The organism is Sphingorhabdus lacus, assembly GCF_009768975.1.
Lineage (GTDB): Bacteria > Pseudomonadota > Alphaproteobacteria > Sphingomonadales > Sphingomonadaceae > Sphingorhabdus_B > Sphingorhabdus_B lacus.
On sequence record NZ_CP035733.1, the window covers coordinates 2864136 to 2884412 of the forward strand.

Sequence of the window (20277 nt, forward strand, 5' to 3'; positions counted from 1 at the left end):
TGTACCGAGGATATTCAGCGCACAAGCTGTTTATGGAGATAATCTAGAAAGGCATCCAAATTGGTTACGCCATCCCGATTGCCGTCAAGCCACGAGTCGGCGGCCCCGACCTTTGCACCATTTTTGACTTCCCAGCGGTCATCCATGCCGTCCCGGTCGGCGTCCGGATAAGGGGTCCCTGCAAATATCGCGGGTATGGATCCTGGAAGCATCACGATCTGTCCGGTTCTGTTGATGACATCATTGACGACCTCGGCATCAATGGCGTCCCGTGGCTTGGCGCCCGATTTCGCCAGAACAGATGAATAAGCTACTCCGGCGGCCATCGGCTTGACGGTCAAGGGGCAGGGCGGCGTATTCCGCCGAGCAACCGCGACGGAGGCATCAATATCGGTAAATGCGCCGAAAAACTGATTGTCATGAAGATAGATCGCCGAGTTTCCGGTACTTTCGACAGTTTGTCGGATGATTCCTACAGCGCCATCGGTCGTGTCAATGCCGGCTTTGAAACTGTTGCCGACAATTGATACCGGCGTGCCTCCGTAGGTTTCCCACACTTCGGCAAATTCGGACACGGCATTGTAGAACACATTGTTGACGACTTCGACGCAAGAAGACGGCTTGAAATTGATGTCCGGATTCCGGTCACCATTATGCGCGCAGATGTTTCCGATAAAACTGAAATTCTGCGCATTTTTCGGATCACTTCCCAAAAGCGCGCATTTGTCATGCTTCGGGATGCCGTATGAAAAGATCGAATTGCTGACGGTTATGAAGTCATTATTCCCATAGCCGTTGATGATTTCATCGCGGGCCCAGCTCGCGCTTACCTGGTCGATCACAACATATTTGCTGTTCTCTATCGTTATCGAATCTTCGGATTCCTTCTCCCCACCAATTCGATCATTGCGGATCCGGACATGGCGGACGATCACGTCATTGGTGTTCTTGATCAGCAGAGGCGTGCGGGACTCGGCGCTACCGTCATGGGCGATCGTAACGCCTCCGCCCGGTGCTGTTTGGCCAGCAATTGTGATGTACGGGTTTTTGATAACGGGTGGCGTGCCATCGAAACGGAATATACCGCCAACGCGAAATACGCAGGTGCGTGGCCCAACGGCTTCAACACATGCGCGCAAGGAACCGGCGACATTATCGGCTGTCGTGGTTACTTGGATAATCTTGCCCTTGAATCCGCCCAGAGCGGCAGCACCATAGCCTACAGCACCAGGAAACGCCTTTGATCTGGCGGCGGGTCCTGTCGTTCCTTTTGTCTGGCCGTCTACGGGCGAGCAAGACGAAAATGCGACAGTCGTTGAGAGCAGAAGACCAAAAAAGGTAATGGCGCCATTACGTGAAAGCGGGGACATGATTTCATCCTTGTAGAATCCGACACAGCGACCTTGCACTGCTTATGTTTCAATGTGAATTGGCCAAAGGGCTTACCCCTAATTACCACCCAAGAGATCGCCGTTCTAGCAGCCATGAAGCTTGCCAATTTTGTGGAAAGTTTTATGCCGCCAAGGATGATTTTTCATTTTCGCACACTTCGGTATCCCTTTAGATTCGTGATGTTTTCAGGCATTGCGCTCTGCGCGCACGCCGGTTTGTCGGCACAAGTGTATGAAATTGGGACAGATAGTACTCCTAGGTTGTTAACCACGTTAACGCAGCCCGACGCGGCGAATTTTGCGTCGCGAATCGCCCCCGAGAATCGCATCGCATACTCCGCGTCCGTGACGCGCAAGATCATGCCGCCGCAATGGAAAATTATTGTGACGACGATTTCGGAACAGCATGACATTGATCCGCTGCTGTTCGAAGCCCTGATTTGGCAGGAAAGCCGTTGGAACCCTTCGGCCCGGTCACCCAAAGGTGCCGTCGGCCTTACACAACTCATGCCTGGGACGGCCGCCAATCTTGGTGTGAACCCTTATGACGCGCTGGCCAATCTTGAGGGCGGCGCACGCTATCTGAAGGCTATGTTGACTCAGTTTAACGGCGATACCCGCCTAGCGCTGGCAGCCTATAATGCAGGGCCTGCGCGCGTGGCGCAATATCAAGGGGTACCGCCTTTTGCGGAAACACAAAATTATGTCGAAGCAATCCGGCAACGGGTTGCGTGGGGTGGCGCACTGGAGGAATGAATATATGAGAAAGTTGATTAAACGGATAGCAATCACCGGGCCGATGGCTCTGCTGTCCGCACCGGCCTTTGCCCAACAGGACCCCGCAGGTAGCGGTCCTATCGTCCGCGCTGCACAATGGCTGCAGGGCACATTGATGGGCAATGTGGCGACGGCCGCTGCCGTCGTTGCGGTTGCTGCCGTTGGCTTCATGATGCTGACGGGCCGCATGAACTGGCGCTATGGTATGACTGTTGTGCTGGGATGCTTCATTTTGTTCGGCGCAGTCGCAATCGTGTCCGGCATCCAGTCTGCTGCAGGCGCAGGTTAAGCTGTGGCATTAAGCAAGGCGCCCGTTTTTACATCGCTTACGCGGCCGCATATGTTTGCGGGCGTCACCTATAGTTTTTTTGTCATCAATGGCGTGATTTCAACCGAAGCATTCCTGATAACCCGTAGTTTTTGGGCATTGGGAGTCGCACTGATCGTCCACGTAATTGGATATCTGGCGTGTCTTCGGGAGCCCCGTTTTTTCGATTTGTGGATCACAAAAGTGTCCCGGACACCACGTGTGAAAAATTGGAAGCGCTGGGGATGCAACAGTTACGCACCGTGAATTGGAATAAATGATGGCTTGGCGGGGACCCGCAGCATGGGGCAAATATGAGCAGCGCGCGGGCGAACGCCTGCCGTATCGACGGCATGTCGATGACGTGACGCTGCAGCTGCGTGATGGCAGCTTGATGCGCGTGCTCCATTTAAATGGCCTGCCATTTGAAACGGAAGATGCGGACCATCTCAACCATACGCAGGCCGTTCGCGAGACAATTTTGCGAAGCACGCTGGATGCACGCTTCATTGTCTATCACCACGTCATACGACGTCGCGTGTCGGCGGAAATGCCTTCGCAATATACGGGCGCCTTTTCTGCGCATTTGCAAGAGAAGTGGTCGTCACGTCTCGCTAAGCGAACCTTGTTTGCCAATGAACTTTTCCTGACGGTTTTGCGCCGTCCGCCGCGTGGTAAAGTTGGCTTGCTCGAAAGAATGCGCCGCCGGTTTAACCGCAACCATTTTGACGCGGTTTTTCAGGAGGAGTTGCGTGACCTCGACAGCGCAGTGATTGGCCTGAGCGCAGCGTTGCAACAATATGGCGTCCGCGATCTTGGTTGTTATGAAGGCGACGGCGGAACCTGTTCGGAACTGCTCGAGTTTTTGGCCGCTCTGTACAATGGTGAAATGCGCGCGGTTTTGAAACCTGACGACGATGTCGATTTGGGGAATCATATTCCTTACAAGCGTGTCAGTTTTGGCTTGGACACGATCGAATATCGCGGCGCTGGTGGTTCCGAATTTGCGGCGATGATTTCTGTCAAAGACTATCCCGGTGAAACACGCGTCGGTATCCTCGATGATGTTCTGCGCCTGCCGCACGAATTTGCACTGACCGAAAGCTTCGCACCCGTCGACCGTCAGGTTGCCAAGGAGAGGATCGATCTGTCGCTGCGCCGATTGAAGGCAACCGATGAAGACGTGGCAGGCGAACGACGCGAAATGCTTGCCGCAAAGGACCAACTGATCGGAGGGCAGATTGGTTTTGGGATGCACCATCTGTCGCTTTCGGTTCGTGCAGACGACATAACATCCTTGGATAAGGCAGCGGCAAAGGCAGTTGCGGCACTTGCGGATTTCGGTTCCATCGGTGTTCGCGAAGATGTGAATCTGGAACCTGCCTTTTGGGCGCAGTTTCCCGGCAACGAAATGTATATTGCCCGCGGAGCGATGATCTCAACTATCAATGCGGCAAGCTTCATCTCAATGCATGGCTTTCCGATGGGGCAACCCAAGGGGAACCATTGGGGCGACGCAATTACCATTTTCGAAACCACCAGCGCGACACCCTATTTCTTCAATTTCCACGAAGGCGACTTGGGCCATTTCAGTATTATCGGGCCATCCGGATCCGGTAAAACGGTGGTGATGAATTTCCTCACCGCGCAGGCGCAGAAGCTTGAGCCGCGGACCATCCTGTTCGACAAGGATCGCGGTGCCGAGATTTTCTTGCGGTCACTGGGCGGGAACTATGTCGAATTGCGCCCAGGCATTTCGACCGGATTTAATCCGCTGCGTCTTCCTGACAGTCCGGTGAACCGTGCATTTTTGCGCGACTGGTTGGCATGTCTTCTGGCCCCGGAGCAGGGGGGCATGTCACCCGCCGATGAAACGCTCATCGCGTCGGCTGTCGACGCAAGTTTTGAACAGGGCGAACATCTGCGCACCTTGCGCCATCTCGGCGAATTGCTTGGCGGAACGAAACGGCCCGAAGAGGGTGATTTGCAATCCCGGTTGCGTCCCTGGCTGGACCGCAGCGACAGAGGCTGGGTGTTCGACAATGATCAGGACGGCCTTGATCTTTCGAACCGCATCATAGGCTTTGATATGACAGCCCTGCTTGATCAGCCTGCTATTCGTACAGCGGTCATGATGTACCTCTTCCACCGTGTCGATGAACGACTGGATGGAAGTCCCGCGATGATCATGATCGATGAGGGCTGGAAAGTACTGGACGATCCGGTTTTTGCAGCACGGCTACGCGATTGGTTGAAGACATTGCGTAAACGCAATGCGATTGTCGGTTTCGGCACGCAGAGCGCGCGGGACGCCCTAGATAGCAAGGTATCATCGGCGATTGTCGAGCAAACCGCGACGCAGATATTCATGCCCAACAGCCGCGCAAAGCCCGAGGATTATTGCGGTGGTTTTGGTTTGAGCGACCATGAGTTGTCGCTCGTTCGAACTCTGCCTGTTCACAGCCGGTGCTTCTTGATCCGGAAACCCAATCACAGCGTGGTTGTCCGTCTTGATTTGGGCCAGATGCCTGACATTCTGACTATACTGTCCGGCCGCGAGTCCAGCGTGCGGGCGCTGGACAGTTTACGCGAAAGCTACGGCGACAAGCCTGAAAAATGGTATGAGCATCTGACCAAGACGCCGTGGCCGGGTGATCCGAACATCTTGCTCGATTTGTCGGAATTCGCCCAATGAGCCAGTTCTGCCAACCGACTGGCTTGAAAGAGCAAGGGATAACCGCCGGGCTGCAGTATATTGACTGCAACAGCGAGCGTATCATTGAATATGCGTTCAACCGCTTTTTCGGCCCCGGCGGCGCGCTTGGTTGGGCGCTGACAACTATACTGACCATATATGTGGCGTTAATTGCGTTCCGCCTTCTCAGCGGTCGTGGTCGTCTTTCGGCCTTGCCTCCGCGCATTCTTGGCCTCGGGCTTATCCTGACATTTGCGACCAGTTGGATTGGATATCAAAGCTTCGTCCTCAATATCGCGTTGGGCGCTCCGGAAGAACTGGCCAAGATACTTTTGAACACCAAAGGCAGCGCGACCTATATGTTCTCGCGGCAGTTGGACATCATGTTCCAGGCAATTGCACAAGTTGCCTTGCAATCGCGCACCGCAGGCGTTGGACCGGAGGGTGCGGCCGGCGTCATGTCGGCAGAAGGCGACTTGCTCTGGCTCGGCGCTTTGATGCTTTTGCTGGGCACGGTTGGTGTCCTCATAGTCGCGCGCATGGCCTTGGCCCTGATGCTGGCATTGGGACCCATTTTCATCATATTGGCCTTGTTTTCTGGTACACGTGGGTTGTTTGTCGGCTGGATGAAAGCTGTCGTCATGCTCGCCGTGACGCCCTTGTTCGCGGTTCTGCTGGGTGGCGGAACGCTGGCGCTGATCCGACCCTTGGTGGTGGAATTGGCTAAGTTGAACGGTGAGATTGATATGCGCATCGCGGTGAACATATTTCTCGCGGCGTCCGTTCATGTTGCGCTGATGCTGATGGCCATCAAATTATCGACAACACTTGTCTCCGGCTGGCGCCTTCCCTGGGCAGAACCAGAGGCTGGCGCATCAAGTTCCGACAACGCAAATGCTGCGAGTGCCGCTGCCGCCGTTGCGGCATCCTCCATGGCTGCATCGGCGCCCGCATCATCGGTAGAGTCCGGGCCAGATCAACGGACGCAATCGATCCTGCGTGCGGTCGATCAATCGGCTATGCCATCGCCGGCATCAGAGACATCGGAACGCGCGGGCTTCGCCCGAAACTTTTCCGTTAATACCGGCGACATGGTGAGCAGTGTAGGCACGGGTAAACGGGAATCGAATGATGTTACACAAGCACTGGGTCGCAAATTCCGACCCGCAACTATTGGCGCTGTGCGTTTAAAGCGGGAAAGTACGGTATGAGCAAGTTGCGACGCCCTGTTTTTCTGATGGCGCTACTCGTTTTTGTCGCCTTCGGCCTTCAGCCGTCCTTTGCAATGCAAAGCGCTGATAGTCGCGTCGTTGAACGCCATTACTCGCCAGAGACAGTCTATCCCATCGCAGGCGTTATGGGCATTCAGACCGCGATATTATTTGGGGAAGAAGAGCGGATTGAAAATATCGCCGTTGGCGATGGTTCCAATTGGCAGATTACGCCGAACAAACGTGCGAACATTCTGTTCATCAAGCCTATCGCAACAAAGAAGGTCACCAATCTGACCGTGGTCACGGACCGTCGAACCTATTTGTTCGAGCTGAATTCGACCAATCCGAAGGCAGTGCCCATTTACACGATGCGCTTCATCTATCCGCCCGATCCGGTTGTATCGGAAGTTCCGGACCTGACCGGTATTCCACCTGAAGCGCTCAGTGAGACGGCGACCGACCCGTCACCTAAGATCAATTTAAGCTGGGCCAAGAGTGGGAAGGAAAGCCTATGGCCAAGTGAAATATTCGATGATGGCACTTTGACCTATCTGCGTTGGCCCAAAGCAGTTTCTCCGCCAGCGATCTATTCGATTAGCGCCGACGGCACGGAAAGCCTTGTGAATCAACTCGCGCAGAATGATTATTTTGTTATTGATTTCGTACCCAGCGCATTGATGCTTCGTTTGGGTAAGGCCAGAGCGCGGTTGGATAGGATAACCTTACCCGATCCTGTTCAGCCTAAAATGGAGAACGGGAATTGAAAACGATCACGAAAGGCATCCATGATGAGCGTGATCCAAGGACTACGCTTGATGATGAAAGCCTCGAAGAGGCATCGACCAACCGTTTTCCGGTAGTCGCAAACCAGAAGCGCGGCAAAGACGGCTTTGCGATTTGGGGCGGCATGTTTGGTGCCGTGGCGTTAGGCGCGCTGACTCTCTATTTAATGTCCGAGGCGCGACAGACCGCAAGCCCCCAACCAAAACAGGACGAAGAAATGCCGGCAATTGCCGAGCTTCAGCCGCCAAATGTTCCGCAAAATGCAGTGACGCTGGTTGATCCATTGGGTAATTCGGTCATGGGTGTGCAGCCAAGTACGGTGCCCGGTGGCCAGAGTGTGCCTCCAGTTACTCCGCCGCCAATGGCAACTGTTCTGCCGTCCCCTTCAACAAATTATGAACCTAGAACGACCGATCCGCGCTCCCCGGCGCTTATATTGGACGATTATGCCGACCGTTTGCAGCGACGCAATGCCAGCCGCCAGGCATCGGCCGGCGACGTGCAAACCACGCCAATCGGTTTGAACAATGACGAACTTTTCGGAATGCGCGCTGGCGAAGGCGGAAGCAGCAGTGCGACGCCCATGGCGAACCCGGCTGCTACGATCGTTGCAGGGACTCTCATTCCGGCGGTTCTGGAAACAGCGATAAACTCCGACTTGCCTGGATATACCCGTGCTTTCGTCAGTCAGGATGTCCGAAGTTTTGACAACAAGACTGTCCTGTTACCGCGCGGGTCGCGCTTGATCGGGCAATATAAAAGCGGCGTCGCCGCCGGGCAGAAGCGTGCCTATGTCATTTGGACGCGCGCGATACGCCCCGATGGAATATCCATCGACCTGGGTTCACCCGGAACGGACGGGGCCGGGCAAACCGGGCTGCCCGGTAAAGTGAACAGCCATTTCTTCCAGCGTTTTGGTGCTGCGATTCTGTTGTCAGTGGTGGGTGCGCTTGGCTCGCGATCAAATGATGGCGTGGTGATCGCATCCGGCACCAGCGCGGCGTCTGTGGCGGCGCAGAGTAGTGCCAACATACCACCTACTATCCGCGTGGTGCAGGGACAGGCTGTTAAGATCTTTGTGGCGCGGGATTTGGACTTTACTGACGCCCTGGGTGCCAATCTTTGAGCGTTCGGCCGGTCACACCTGAGGACAGCGGCGAGAAGGTCGCGCAGTCTTATCTCGAGGCCTATTTTGCGCCACTTCAGCCGTGGCTGAACCAGGATGATGTAACCGAAATACTGATCAACCGCCCCGGCGAAATATGGGTGGAGCGCGCTGGCCCCGGCAAAATGGAATGCGCACTTGTGCCGCAAATTGATAGCCGATTGATTGAACGACTGGCCACACAAATTGCCCGTGTGAACAACCAGGGCGTGAACCGGGAGAACCCTCTGCTATCCGCCGTGCTCGAAGACGGTGCCCGTGTGCAGGTTATCGCGCCGTCAGCAACGCGCGGCGACTGGGTCATCGCCATCCGCCGCCACAAGATCAAGGCGATGCCGCTCTCGGCCTTTTCCACGAAGCTTGCCCCGGCCGCCGAGCCGGCGGTCATGCTGGCCAAAAGCGACCCGATCGCCTTTCTGCAGCAGGCTATCCATGCCCGTAAAACCATCCTGATCAGCGGCGGTACATCGACGGGTAAAACAAGCTTCCTCAATGCGCTCCTCGCCGAAGTGCCCATGTCCGAGCGTATCGTTCTGGTGGAAGACACGCCGGAAATACGCTTGTCGCACCCCAACTCGGTTGGCTTGGTTGCGATGAAGGGCGATATGGGCGTCGCGCGCATCAACACAAATGACCTGTTGCAGGCCGCGTTACGCCTGCGGCCCGACCGTATCGTGCTGGGTGAGTTGCGCGGCAGCGAATCCGTCAGCTTTCTGCGCGCAATCAACACCGGTCATCCCGGAAGCTTTTCTACTATCCACGCCAACTCACCACGTGGTGCCATCGAGCAGTTGGCGTTGATGGTGATGCAATCGGGAATCGGGCTGAGTCGTCAGGATGTGATCGAATATGCCCGCTTTGTGATCGATATTGTGGTCCAATTAGAGCGTCAGGAAGGCAAAAGGGGTATCAGTTCCATTGTGATGACGCGAGACCTGGATTTGTAGGTTCTGCTTGGCCGTTTGGGTTAAGTGGCGGAATGATACTGACTTTGTTGTAAGCGGCTCTCTATGCTCCAAAAATGGCGTTAATCTGCCATTCATGAGCATTTTCAACTGACCGATAATAAACAACGTGTGGCCGACGCGCTGTTTCTTTCACAGTTTGTTAACCATAATCGCCTACTTCTAATTAGGTAACTTCGCATACTCGATGCTTACAAAGAAACAAAGGCACGGGTCCAATCCATATGGCCAGAGGTCGCAAACCAATGCAACGTCGCGGACGCATCGTCGTCGGTTCTTCTACACTTGTCTTCGCTCTCGCTCTGTCGGGTTGCGGCGGCGGTGGTGCTGGTGGCGGTAGCGGTAGCGCACCACCATCGAGCTCGACACCTCCCCCTCCTGTTGTAGTGGTCCCGCCCACGCCTTCTCCGCCACCAGCGGAGGTACCGCCTCCGTCGCCTCCGCCGACAACAACGCCGCCGCCGTCACCACCTCCGACGCCGGCTCCGCCGCCCGCGCCTCCTCCACCACCACCACCACCACCACCTCCTCCTCCGGTGCCGGTACCACCGCCACCGCCACCGCCGGCACCCCCACCTCCGCCTCCTCCAACGACGGCAGGCGTCTATAGCCCATCCAAGTTACCGGACGGACGGCAGCGTGCATTTCCGACCGCGCAAGGATTTGGTGCTGCCGCAACAGGTGGCCGTGGCGGACGTGTGATTCCCGTGACTACACTCGCCGATTCGGGCGCAGGTTCGCTGCGCGAATGCATGATGGCGACTGGTGCACGCACATGCGTTTTCCGCGTATCGGGCACTATTGTTCTCAATTCACAGATCAAGCCAACGTCCGGCAATTTGACCGTTGCCGGTCAGACTGCGCCGGGTGGCGGGATCGCGATCCGCAATGATCCGTCAAACCTGACCGGATCGCCCATTTATCTGTCGCAGCCAAATAACATTATCCGCCACATCCGGATCCGTCCCGGCGCAACCAGCGGGACAAAGCAGGACACTACCGACAGTATCACGGTTGATGCAGGTGCGGATTATACCATCATCGACCATGTCTCTCTATCTTGGGCGACCGACGAGCCATTCAATTCGACCAAGGCTTCGGCAAATATCACCGTGCAATGGTCACTTGTCTATGAAGGTCTGAGCAAATCGACACATATTCAGGGCGAACATGCCAAGGGAATGTTTGTCGAAGGCAGCAATATTACAGTGCATCATGTGCTGGTCGCGCATGCGACTGACCGCATGCCCAATGCGGGTGTCGGCAGCCGCGTCGATTTTGTGAATATTGTGAGCTACAATATGAAGGAAAAGGCGCACCAATATTTCTCGATGCTGCAAAAGCAGGGCAGCGCCACCAGCGGTTTGACCCGTCAGGCGAATATTGTGGGCAACTGGGTATCCATGGGCCCCAATTCGATGCGCGGTACGTCGATTTACGGCGGGAATTACGACGAGCAATATTCGACCAATCCGGGATTTGCCCAATTTTACCTGTCGGGCAATATTGACGGGCGTCGCCAGTCGACGAGTCTGGATGATCGCCTCTTCTTCGATCCGGCCGATTGGCGTTATATCCAAAGCAGCCCCATCGGGTTGTTGTCGGTCGAACTCTTCTCCTCTGCCGCACAAGGTGTGCGCGACGTCACCTCTTTCGCAGGCGCCTTTCCACGGGACATTTCCGACCAGCGCGTGCTGCTTGATTTCCTCAACTGCCGCGGTTCGATTATTGATGACCCGAGCCAAGTTGGCGGTTGGCCATCATTGGCTACAGGCACGCCCTATGCGGATGCGGACGGCGATGGCATGGACGATGTTTGGGAAGCTTCCCGCGGCGTGAGCAGTGGCACGGCGGATGCCGATGGCGATGGTTACACCAATTTGGAAGAATTTCTGAACGAATTGGCGGGTGACCAAGACTCTGCGGGCAACCTGATCAATCGTGTAGGTGCAGGCTCAGGTGTTGTACCTGCTCCGAACTGCGGTATCGCTGTCTGACTAATTCCAGGGCGGGGACACGCATGTCTCTTCCAGCCACATCGAGCGTCATAAGGGTATGATGTTGCAATTTACTGGCGGTATCGGACTGGTGCCTGCGCCGACACGGCTAATGAAATTGCCTGCGCTATCCTGATCCCCGGCCATCTCATTTAAAAACTCTTCAAGGTTGCTGTAGCCGTCGCCATCGGCGTCTGCAGTGCCATTGGTGATGTTGCGGCTCTTTTCCCAATTGTCGTCCATCCCGTCCGCGTCAGCATCCACATAGGGTACCCCGCCCGCCAGAACGGGCCAGCCGCCAACCTGCGCCGGATGGTCGATTATGGCACCCATGCATGATGTAAAGCCTTGCAGGACACGTCTGTCTGCGCTGTCGCGGGGGAATGCCCCCGCAAAAGCCATAATGTCGCGGACAGCTTGATCTGCCGGACTGAAGATCTGAGCGCTCAATGCTCCTATGGGGTTTGTTTGAACATATTTCCAATCGGCGGGATCTAGAAACAGCTTCTCGTCGAGTGTCGGGCTTTTTCGGCGTCCGTCTATATTCTGGTAGAGATAGAATTTTGCAAAGCCCGGGTTTGTCGAAAACTGTTCGTCATAATTGCCGCCATAAATACGCAAACCCCGAAGCGAATTGGGCCCCATGGATACCCAGTTGCCGATGGCATTGACTTGCCGGGTCAAGCCGCTTGTCGCTGCGCTCTGCTTCTGCTTCATGGAGAAGTATTGATGTGCTTTCTCGCGCATATTGTATGAAATCAGATTTACGAAGTCGACGCGGCTGCCGACACCTGCATTGGGCATACGGTCGGTGGCATGCGCCATGAAGACATGGTGTGCGGTAATATTATCGCCCTCCAGGAACATAGCTTTCGCATGTTCACCGGAAATATGGGTCGATTTGCTTAGCCCTTCATAAACCAGCGACCATTGGATGGTGACATTGGAAGCGGTCTTGGTTGTGTTGAATGGCTCGTCGGTGGCCCAAGACAGCGAGACATGGTCGATGATCGTGTGTGGTGCACCGGCATCGATAGTGATGCTGTCCGTGGTATCCTGCTTTGTACCGCTGGTGGGGCCGGGACGGATCCGGATGTGGCGGACAATATTATGGGGCTTATTGAAGTAGAAGGGCGATCCCGTCAGGTTGGACGGATGGTTCTTGATGGCGATACCGCCGCCCGGGGCGGTTTGGCCAGCAATGGTCAGATTGCCGGAGGTGGGTTTGATCTGCCGCAACAGTTCAATCGTGCCAGCCACACGAAACACGCACGTGCGCGGTCCGGTTGCCATCATGCATTCGCGTAAAGACCCCGCGCCGGAATCGGCAAGCGTCGTGACAGGGATCACCCGTCCGCCCCGCCCACCTACAGATGCCGCGCCAAAACCTTCGGCACTTGGAAAGGCGCGTTGCGCCCCCGATGGTAGTTTGGACGGGTTATATGTTTGCCCGAAAACGTCGGCCGGAATTTGCGTGCAAATAATCGCGGTGATGGTGATCAATAACGTAAACAGTTTTTCGGAACGGCCGGGCCCGCGCACCGGTTGAGACGGCAACATCTCGGACGAGACCAATGTGTGTTGAGTGCCGGCGGAACGACGGCAAGTGCGACGTGACATGATAAAGGCTCCAAATCTCGATCCTCCGTTCGCCAGGTCAAATGAGGGCGAAAACGGGAAGAAGTTGAAAGTGCCTTTAAAATAGTAACACTATGTTAGTAAAGATAGTAACGCAATGATTAATGAGCGGACTGGCTATCTGAATGAATTTAGCTGGATAAAATTTCGAAGAGATCTCTTAAATCCGGGCTCAATTCTGCATTTATATTTAGATTCAAAGGGATAGAAGGGTAAAATCTTCCACTTCATTGAATCTATTGGATTTTTTCCGATGCGGTGCCTTTTTCTGTCCCGAAATACTTTAAACTGAGAAAATTGAGCCCACTCACGAGCTGGGGCAGCATTAGATTATCGGTATCCAGGCCACAAATTCGCTAATGCCTGAGGGTTGGAGTACCGCTTTTGCGCGTTTCCGGGATCGAAACGGGCAACATTTGTTACAATCCGTTGCAATGATGGCCGAAAAATGGGACGAGAAAGATGGTTAACGTGCGAATCACCAAAACGAATCACTTATCCAAAATGGCTAGGCAGACGTCTTTTACGGCTATTTACCTTTGGATAGATGGGTGTCCCACTATGGTACGACACTGACGAATTCATACAAAGAATTGAAATATTCTTTTAATTATCAGACATTTAAATGGTTATCTCGCACCTGCAAAAAAATGCAAAATTGGCCCAAAAATGGCCCTTTGGGGGTCGACAGGTCTGCGGAAGTTATATAACTTTAAGAAACTTACCAAAAAGTAAAGTTTACGTGGGTCGCAAACGTGAAATCTTCTGGACAAGGTACGTTTGATGACCGATGCAATTTTATCCGCCGTAGTAGTAGGCAAGAATTCTCTTGCTCGTGAAGGCCTCCGCCGCATTCTAGCCGAAGAAAATTTTTCGGTACAGGCTTCCGTTGAAAGCGGGACATCGTTCCTGCTCGCGAATGCCGAGGATGACTCTCCAAATCTGTTCATTCTGGACAACAGCACGACCGATCACCTTGAAAGTGAATTGGAAGCGCTGAACGCCAGCTTCCCGAAGTCGCGCAAAGTCGTGCTCTCGGACCAGTTTGACCTTGAAGAAGTTGTCGACGCCTTCAAATATGGCGTTGATGGCTATATCGTCAAGGAAATCAGCCTGGATGCCTTGATGAAGTCGCTCCGCCTCGTTGCCATGGGCGAAAAGGTAATGCCGAGCCAGTTGGCGCAGCATCTTTCCGGCATGGAAGAAAAAAGCCAGGTTCCCCAATTTGCGCGTAACCCCGATGTTACGCGTATCCTGTCGGAGCGTGAAATCACCACCTTGCGTTATCTGCTTGTTGGCCATGCCAACAAGGTTATCGCACGTCGCCTCGAAATCAGCGAAGCGACTGTGAAGGTCTATGTCAAAGCGATCTTGCGTAAGCTGCGGGTCAGCAATCGCACGCAAGCTGCGATTTGGGCTTTCAACAATGGCGTTCAGGTTGTGGCCGACGACGTCAAGGAAATGGATGACGAAATGAACTACGACGACGTCCAGGTCGCTGCAGAATAATTGGTCAGTGCACTAGCCGGTTCGCGGCTGGTCAAAGCAAAAGATAGAAGCCGGGATATCCGAAAGGATATTCCGGCTTTTCTGTGTCAGGATTGCAGACGCCGACGCTTTTCACCTGCAGCCATCACCCCAAGGGTGGAGATCAATATCGACAGATCCGTCCGCCAATGGCCGTTGTCGATATACCAAAGGTCGAGCGCAATTTTCTCGTCGAGAGACAACAGTGTATTACCGTTGACCTGTGCCCAGCCGGTCAAGCCGGGAGGAACCGATCCGCGTTTTACACCCCGTTCGCCAAGACTGGCGATCGTTTCCGGTAACAACGGGCGCGGACCGACAATGGCAATATCGCCGTTGACGACATTCCACAGACTGGGAAGCTCATCAAGACGGGTTTTCCGCAAAAATGTGCCAATGCCCGTGACCCGGTCTTCATCGGGGAGCAAATGGCCTTCGGCATCGCGCAGGTCGCGCATCGTGCGAAACTTAACCAGCGTGAAGGGCTTGCTGCCCAAGCCGGAACGCGTTTGCCGGAACAGGACATTCTTCCCCTGCATGATCCGCAACAGTGCCGCGATGATCAAATTGACAGGAAGCAAAGCTACGAGCGCGACGGCTGCCAATATACGGCGCAAGGCACTTATTATGACGGTCATGCGGTCTTCACCCTGCTGGTAGCGGACTCGGCTATGCGCTGCAGTACCGTGAACAAGGGCTTTGGTGCGAAACCGAAACTTTGCAGACGGTCGCTGTTAATGGCGGGGAAGCCTGTATCCGGAGCACGGTTGGCGTGCACCATCTGGATGGCGTCTGACGGTCGGCCTAGAATTTCAGCCAATTTAATCACAATGTCGATCAATTCAGTGCGCTTGCCCGAAGACAGGTTATAGACGCCGTTCAATTCGGTTTCGACGGCGAGCAGCAAGCCGGCGCACACATCTTCACAATCGATAAAATCGGCACCAAATGCGGCGCCGTCTTGAATGTGCACAGGGATGCCGCTGGCAAGGTCACACGCCAGCTTGTCTATGATGCTCCGGCCATCGCCGATGACCGAGGATATACGTAGGATAGCATGATCTATATCATGTTCGTTGCACATGCTGGCAGCGAGCCATTCTTGAGCTGCTTTAGATGCCAGATACAATACCCGCGACTGTGGTCCGAAGGGAGATTCTTCCGAAGCCTCGGCCTGGTCCGAGCGGTAGACATTGGCTGTGCCGGTCAGCACCAGACGCTTGACCTTTGCCAGCGCCATTGCTTCGACCAGCCTTTGTGTGCCGAGAACGTTGACGTTCCAGAGGGCAGCATCACCCTCGTCGCCCGGGACCTTGCCCGGAATGATTGCGGCCAAATGCACGAGTTGATCGACGTCGTGCAGATGTTCGGCCATGGTTTCGACGCTGTCGGCAAGCGTGAACGGGCGAATGTCGATGTCTTCGCCATGGGTAAAACCGGCATCGCGTTGCAGCGCAACGACCGAAAAACCGCGGCTCTTTAACAGAGCGATCAGGCGGCTGCCGATCGCGCCACTTGCACCCGTGACGGCAATCCGCTGTCCGGTCACGGCTGCCCCACTGCCGCGATTTGGCTGTGGTCGAGAAATTGTTCTTCCAAGAACCGGATAACCGTTCCGTGCCGGATCGTTGGCGGCGCGATATCTTCACCCAGGATTAGCTTGCGCAGGCAAAGTTCGACCTCGTTAAATCCGAACAGCGCGCGCATCGGCGTCGTTCCTGAAAAGCGCGCGTTGATTTCGAAGAGGCGTGGGACGCCATGTGCATCCACGCGGAACTGGAAATTGGTCGGGCCATAGGGTTTCAGTGCGTGGGCGAGATCATGGACATATTTCTCATAGTCCGGGAAGTCGCCGGAATAGGCGCGATAAGTATTCCCGTCCCGAAGATCGCGTCGTAGCACGATGGAGGCCTGCACCTTATCGTCGAAGAACAGCACGCCAGCGGTATATTCCTGATCGTCCTCGCCAGCCATTTGCTGGACAACAAGGTCCTGCCGCCCGCGCAGCGCTTCGTCGAGTTCGGTCCGGTTGTGCACCTTCGACACACCTACGGCGCGTGCGCCGCGGCGTGGTTTGACGATTAGGGGAAAGCCAATGCTTTCGATCAGCTGCTCCAGCGCGGCGCTATCTTCGGCGCGCACCGATTGTGGATTGGACAGCCCGTGCGCTTCGAGGAACTGGGCGGTCTGGTATTTGTCGTCGGCAATCTCGATCACATCGGCGGCGCTGACGAGAATATGCGTGTTGAACCGAGCCTCCCATTCCGCGCGTTTCTGCGCGAAGAGGGCGAGTTCAACATCGGTGCCGACCAGCACGGCATCGGGACGCACTTCGTCCAGAATTGCTTCAATCCGGGGAATATAGTCGGGATCGGTCGCCATCGGGATCAGGCGCGCATCATCGGTCCAGTGTAGCCCTGCCGACAACGCATTGGGGTCAAGCGCAATGATCTGGATGGGCAACGACGCTGACTTGAGCGACTTTATGATCCCCTGTCCCAGAACCGCGCCGGCGCCTGTAACTACAATCTTCATCATTCAAAAAATCCACATAATTTGTCTTTGGTGCTGGGCGAAAAAGCAGGATGCTGACGGATTTTGCGGCAATGGGCCGCGGCGTCGAAGGCTATATTATGCCGGACAAGTGTCAATTTTTCGTTGTCCAGTTCAATCATGGCCCAATGCGGTGTGCGGTCGTCGACCGAACGGGGTTGGCCAACGGCGCCTACGACATGGATTTCAGCGTTGGCATCGGCATAATGGCGGCTGCGGTGCAGATGCCCGAAGACGCCATAGCGATAGCCGCGCTGCGCACACACTTCCGCGGCGCGCGCCATTTCGGCATCGCCCGACATATAGGTCCAGTCGCCATAACCAAAGGGGTTGGCGTGCGCCATGAACAGCGGGCCACTATGCCATTCCTGCACGATGGGCAGCGTGTCGGGCCAATGCTTGCCCAGTTGCTGCCACGTCCAATCGGCTGATTGCTTGATCCATTCGGGCATCCGGTCGAAATAGTCGGTCCGACCATTCTCCATATCAATATAAAGCTGGTCATGGTTCCCACCCACCAGAAGCGCCCCGTCTTTGGTGATCGCCTCAGCCGCGAGTTCCGCACACGCTTTCGGGTCGATCCCGTAAGTGAAGATATCACCCAGCAGGATGAGTTGATCAAATCCGGCGGCCCGTGCATCCGACAAGGCCGTGGCAAAGGGGGCGTAGGCAGAATGGATATCGCTGATAACCGCTATGCGCACAAACCAAACCTTATTCTAATTGCCTGAGGCCGGGGAGGCCAGTTCGCACTGGCCCCAATTCAGTCGATATAGGATTTTTTGCCGAACATCCGGTTGAACCAGGCGGGCATTTTGGACTTGGTCCGACCGATGTCGGTATAATAGCTTGCCGATTCCCAATAATATTGGATGGCATCGCCATAGCGTCCACGCGCATGCTCTTCATAATTAACCTGGTCGAAGATAACGCCCGCGACGCGATTGATGCCCAGCATTTCCATCGTCGCATTCATTTGGTCAATGGTCGTCTTGCCCCAGCGTGCAACCACAACTGTATGGTCGGCAAAGCTGCACATGGTCCGCGCGTCCTTGACGGCGAGGGTTGCAGGAGCGTTGATGACAATGAAGTCGAATTTATTCCGGAGATCGGCGAGCAAAACCTGCAGCGCGCGCGACCCGAGCAGGCGGGCGGGTTCCGCCACCGGCTTGGTCGCACTGATCAGCGCAATCCGGCTGGTGTCGATGGCCGTTTCCGTGTCGATCTGGTCCAGGTCGCTGTCGTTGGGCAGCATCGGCGGCGCGATTTTCGAAAAATCGACATGACCCTTCAAAATCTCGATCAGGTCGGGCGTTTCTGCCCGCTTCATTTGTTGGATAAGGCCCGTCTTGCGCAGATCGAGATCGATCACCGCGACGCGCTTGCCAACCGCCATTGCGGCGGCCGCCAGGGTAACGGATACCACCGACTTTCCGTCGCCGGGCAAAGGTGAGGTAATCAGCACGGTTTGGCACTGGTTCGGCGTGCTCAATGCGTTGACATCAAAATAGGCCGCACGTGCCACTTCCGAAAAGAGCGATTGTGGATCCCGCAGGACCGGGCTTTCTTCGATCTTGCTGCCAAAATTCGCTTCGATAAAGGGCAGCATGCCAAAGGTTGGCAAGCCGAACAGCTTCCGGATTTGCGCTGAGTTCCGCAGCTTGTTGTCAAACAAGTCGATGGCAAAGGCGACAAGAAAGGCGAGAACCGCCGATGCCAGAAGCGCCATTGTGGTAATCTTGAACGGCTGCGGCGATACGGGCTTTTCGTTCACCGATGCAGGTGACACGACGGTGGTGTTCACACCTTCAAGCGGGTTCTTGGCGCGAATTTCCGAAACACGCTCGGTAATCTGGTTATACGCCTTCACGGCCTGTTCGGCCTGACGCGACAATGTTTCCAGTTCCACCACATTGCGGATGTTGCTGTAAGCCTTGCCGGTGAGGGCATTGAGCTGCGCGCGCAATTGACCGGCGCGTGCCGCATCGCCCGACGCATCGCTGCGGGCCATTTGCGCCATACGGGCACCTTCGGCACCCGCAACCGCCGCTGCATCCGATGCTGCGCGGCTACGTTCACGGGCCAGATCTTGCCGGACGCGTGACAGAGTTGCCGATAAGCTGATGATTTCGGGGTGGCTGTTGCCATAGGTTTCCGACTTGCTTGCAAGCTGCGTGGTCAAATCGGCTTCTTGGCGTTCCAGCGCTTGGGTCGAGGCATTGCTGGCCCCGGCAATGCTGCGTATCCCGGCTGCTGCTGCAACACCGGCGCTGCGTGACGAGGAACCTGCGCTCATTGCCGAAGCGGAAATGGCTTCGCTTTGGATGCGGTTGATCTGGCTGAGATCTTCGGTCCCGGCTGCACCGGCCAGCATGCCATTGGCAATACGGAAATCGGAAACTGCCTTTGCTGTTTCTTCGGCAATTTTTGCTGTCTCTTCCTGTTTCTTGGTCAGTGAGGCCAAAAGCTCTTTACTGCGTTCTTCGGCCTTCTTCGTGCGGATCGACTGCACCGACAGCGGATATTGGTTGGCAATCAATGTGGCCATTTCGGCAGACCGTGACTCTACCGTGATTTCCACAAGGTCCGAGCCTTCCTGCATGGTGATTTCGGACATTTCCAGCAAACGGGTCGCTGCCTTGCGGATTCTTTGCTTCTTTCCGCCGACAGGATCTTTGCCCATATCTTTCTTGAAATCTGCGCGATCGTAGAGCTCCAGGTCGCGCACAACCTTTTCGGCTGCGGCGCGTGAACGGTGCAGTTTGACTTCGTTGGCAATACGCTGGTTGTTCTTCGCCATCACGTCGGCCTGGTTGACACCGACGGCATCGATCAGTTCGACCTGCATTGACACAGTAGAGCTGTAGAGAGTGGGGCGGGTAATCTGCCAGATGAAGGCGCTCAAGGTAACGATGGCAATGATGCTGAGCACAAGCTTCTTATGGCGGAGCAAGACATTCGTGAATTCACCAATGCCAGAGCTATCTACGGTCGAGAAGTTTTGCGGGCCGGCTGTCGTAGGGCGACCTTGCGCAAAACCGACCTGTCCGGAATGGTTCGAGCTTATGATAGCATTAGACATCAGATTACCTTCTTTTTCAACATTTTATGTACCGCAGCCTGAGAATATTGCCGTTTCTCGACCGAGCAGTTCGCCCCGATGATATAGCGTGCCTCTATTATCGGGGGCGATTGATATTGGGGGGATGGCGCGTCTTTATTGGACTACCCCCTTTGAGCAATGGCTTTGCCACGCCAAGGTTAA

General features: G+C 55.2%; 18 protein-coding genes. 10 read left to right on the top strand and 8 right to left on the bottom strand.

Annotation, left to right across the window (positions count from 1 at the left end):
• Positions 1–14 precede the first annotated feature (14 nt).
• A complete protein-coding gene (locus EUU25_RS13480; protein ID WP_158901789.1) occupies positions 15–1370 on the bottom strand; it encodes a pectate lyase family protein in 1356 nt (451 codons plus the stop codon).
• Between the two features lie 405 nt (positions 1371–1775).
• Here EUU25_RS13480 and EUU25_RS13485 point away from each other — a divergent pair, with 405 nt between their 5' ends.
• The 8 genes from EUU25_RS13485 to virB11 are packed head-to-tail and all read left to right on the top strand — an operon-like array spanning position 1776 to position 9279.
• Positions 1776–2147, top strand: coding sequence for a lytic transglycosylase domain-containing protein (locus EUU25_RS13485; protein ID WP_158901791.1), 372 nt, complete (start codon positions 1776–1778; stop codon positions 2145–2147).
• A gap of 4 nt (positions 2148–2151) precedes the next feature.
• Positions 2152–2457: a TrbC/VirB2 family type IV secretion system protein gene (locus EUU25_RS13490; protein ID WP_158901793.1), complete on the top strand. Its 306-nt coding sequence runs from the start codon at positions 2152–2154 to the stop codon at positions 2455–2457.
• 3 nt (positions 2458–2460) lie between these two features.
• Positions 2461–2742: a VirB3 family type IV secretion system protein gene (locus tag EUU25_RS13495; protein ID WP_143777037.1), complete on the top strand. Its 282-nt coding sequence runs from the start codon at positions 2461–2463 to the stop codon at positions 2740–2742.
• Positions 2743–2752: 10 nt separating this feature from the next.
• Positions 2753–5170 carry a VirB4 family type IV secretion/conjugal transfer ATPase gene (locus EUU25_RS13500; protein WP_158901795.1) on the top strand — a complete coding sequence of 806 codons (2418 nt, stop codon included), beginning with the start codon at positions 2753–2755 and terminating at the stop codon, positions 5168–5170.
• The gene (locus EUU25_RS13505) at positions 5167–6381 is read left to right on the top strand and encodes a TrbL/VirB6 family protein (protein WP_158901797.1); all 1215 of its coding nucleotides are present in this window, start codon (positions 5167–5169) and stop codon (positions 6379–6381) included. Before EUU25_RS13500 ends, EUU25_RS13505 begins: the two co-directional genes overlap by 4 nt.
• Entirely contained in the window at positions 6378–7148 is a 771-nt protein-coding gene (locus EUU25_RS13510) for a TrbG/VirB9 family P-type conjugative transfer protein (RefSeq protein WP_158901799.1), read from the top strand. The genes EUU25_RS13505 and EUU25_RS13510 overlap by 4 nt, the downstream gene beginning before the upstream one ends.
• The gene (locus EUU25_RS13515) at positions 7145–8293 is read left to right on the top strand and encodes a TrbI/VirB10 family protein (RefSeq protein ID WP_246162738.1); all 1149 of its coding nucleotides are present in this window, start codon (positions 7145–7147) and stop codon (positions 8291–8293) included. The genes EUU25_RS13510 and EUU25_RS13515 overlap by 4 nt, the downstream gene beginning before the upstream one ends.
• Positions 8290–9279, top strand: coding sequence for a P-type DNA transfer ATPase VirB11 (virB11, locus tag EUU25_RS13520; RefSeq protein ID WP_158901801.1), 990 nt, complete (start codon positions 8290–8292; stop codon positions 9277–9279). The genes EUU25_RS13515 and virB11 overlap by 4 nt, the downstream gene beginning before the upstream one ends.
• Positions 9280–9576: 297 nt before the next feature.
• On the opposite strand, the gene EUU25_RS13525 is transcribed toward virB11, so the two are convergent.
• Entirely contained in the window at positions 9577–9912 is a 336-nt protein-coding gene (locus EUU25_RS13525; protein WP_158901803.1) for a hypothetical protein, read from the bottom strand.
• A gap of 92 nt (positions 9913–10004) precedes the next feature.
• Between EUU25_RS13525 and EUU25_RS13530 the strand changes: the two genes are divergently transcribed.
• Positions 10005–11294 carry a hypothetical protein gene (locus tag EUU25_RS13530; RefSeq protein WP_158901805.1) on the top strand — a complete coding sequence of 430 codons (1290 nt, stop codon included), beginning with the start codon at positions 10005–10007 and terminating at the stop codon, positions 11292–11294.
• Positions 11295–11342: 48 nt separating this feature from the next.
• Here EUU25_RS13530 and EUU25_RS13535 read toward each other — a convergent pair whose 3' ends face one another.
• Positions 11343–12914 carry a hypothetical protein gene (locus EUU25_RS13535; protein WP_158901807.1) on the bottom strand — a complete coding sequence of 524 codons (1572 nt, stop codon included), beginning with the start codon at positions 12912–12914 and terminating at the stop codon, positions 11343–11345.
• Between the two features lie 801 nt (positions 12915–13715).
• Here EUU25_RS13535 and EUU25_RS13540 point away from each other — a divergent pair.
• A complete protein-coding gene (locus tag EUU25_RS13540; RefSeq protein ID WP_158901809.1) occupies positions 13716–14441 on the top strand; it encodes a LuxR C-terminal-related transcriptional regulator in 726 nt (241 codons plus the stop codon).
• A gap of 86 nt (positions 14442–14527) precedes the next feature.
• On the opposite strand, the gene EUU25_RS13545 is transcribed toward EUU25_RS13540, so the two are convergent.
• From EUU25_RS13545 to EUU25_RS13565, 5 genes are read right to left on the bottom strand one after another with little or no spacing between them, the layout of a single operon-like run.
• On the bottom strand, positions 14528–15097 hold the full coding sequence (locus tag EUU25_RS13545) for a sugar transferase (protein WP_158901811.1): 570 nt from the start codon (positions 15095–15097) through the stop codon (positions 14528–14530).
• On the bottom strand, positions 15094–16008 hold the full coding sequence (locus tag EUU25_RS13550; protein ID WP_158901813.1) for an NAD-dependent epimerase/dehydratase family protein: 915 nt from the start codon (positions 16006–16008) through the stop codon (positions 15094–15096). Before EUU25_RS13550 ends, EUU25_RS13545 begins: the two co-directional genes overlap by 4 nt.
• Positions 16005–16997: an ATP-grasp domain-containing protein gene (locus EUU25_RS13555; RefSeq protein WP_246162740.1), complete on the bottom strand. Its 993-nt coding sequence runs from the start codon at positions 16995–16997 to the stop codon at positions 16005–16007. Before EUU25_RS13555 ends, EUU25_RS13550 begins: the two co-directional genes overlap by 4 nt.
• Positions 16994–17716, bottom strand: coding sequence for a metallophosphoesterase family protein (locus EUU25_RS13560; protein ID WP_158901815.1), 723 nt, complete (start codon positions 17714–17716; stop codon positions 16994–16996). The genes EUU25_RS13555 and EUU25_RS13560 overlap by 4 nt, the downstream gene beginning before the upstream one ends.
• Before the next feature lie 59 nt (positions 17717–17775).
• A complete protein-coding gene (locus tag EUU25_RS13565) occupies positions 17776–20094 on the bottom strand; it encodes a GumC family protein (RefSeq protein WP_158901817.1) in 2319 nt (772 codons plus the stop codon).
• Positions 20095–20277: the final 183 nt, after the last annotated feature.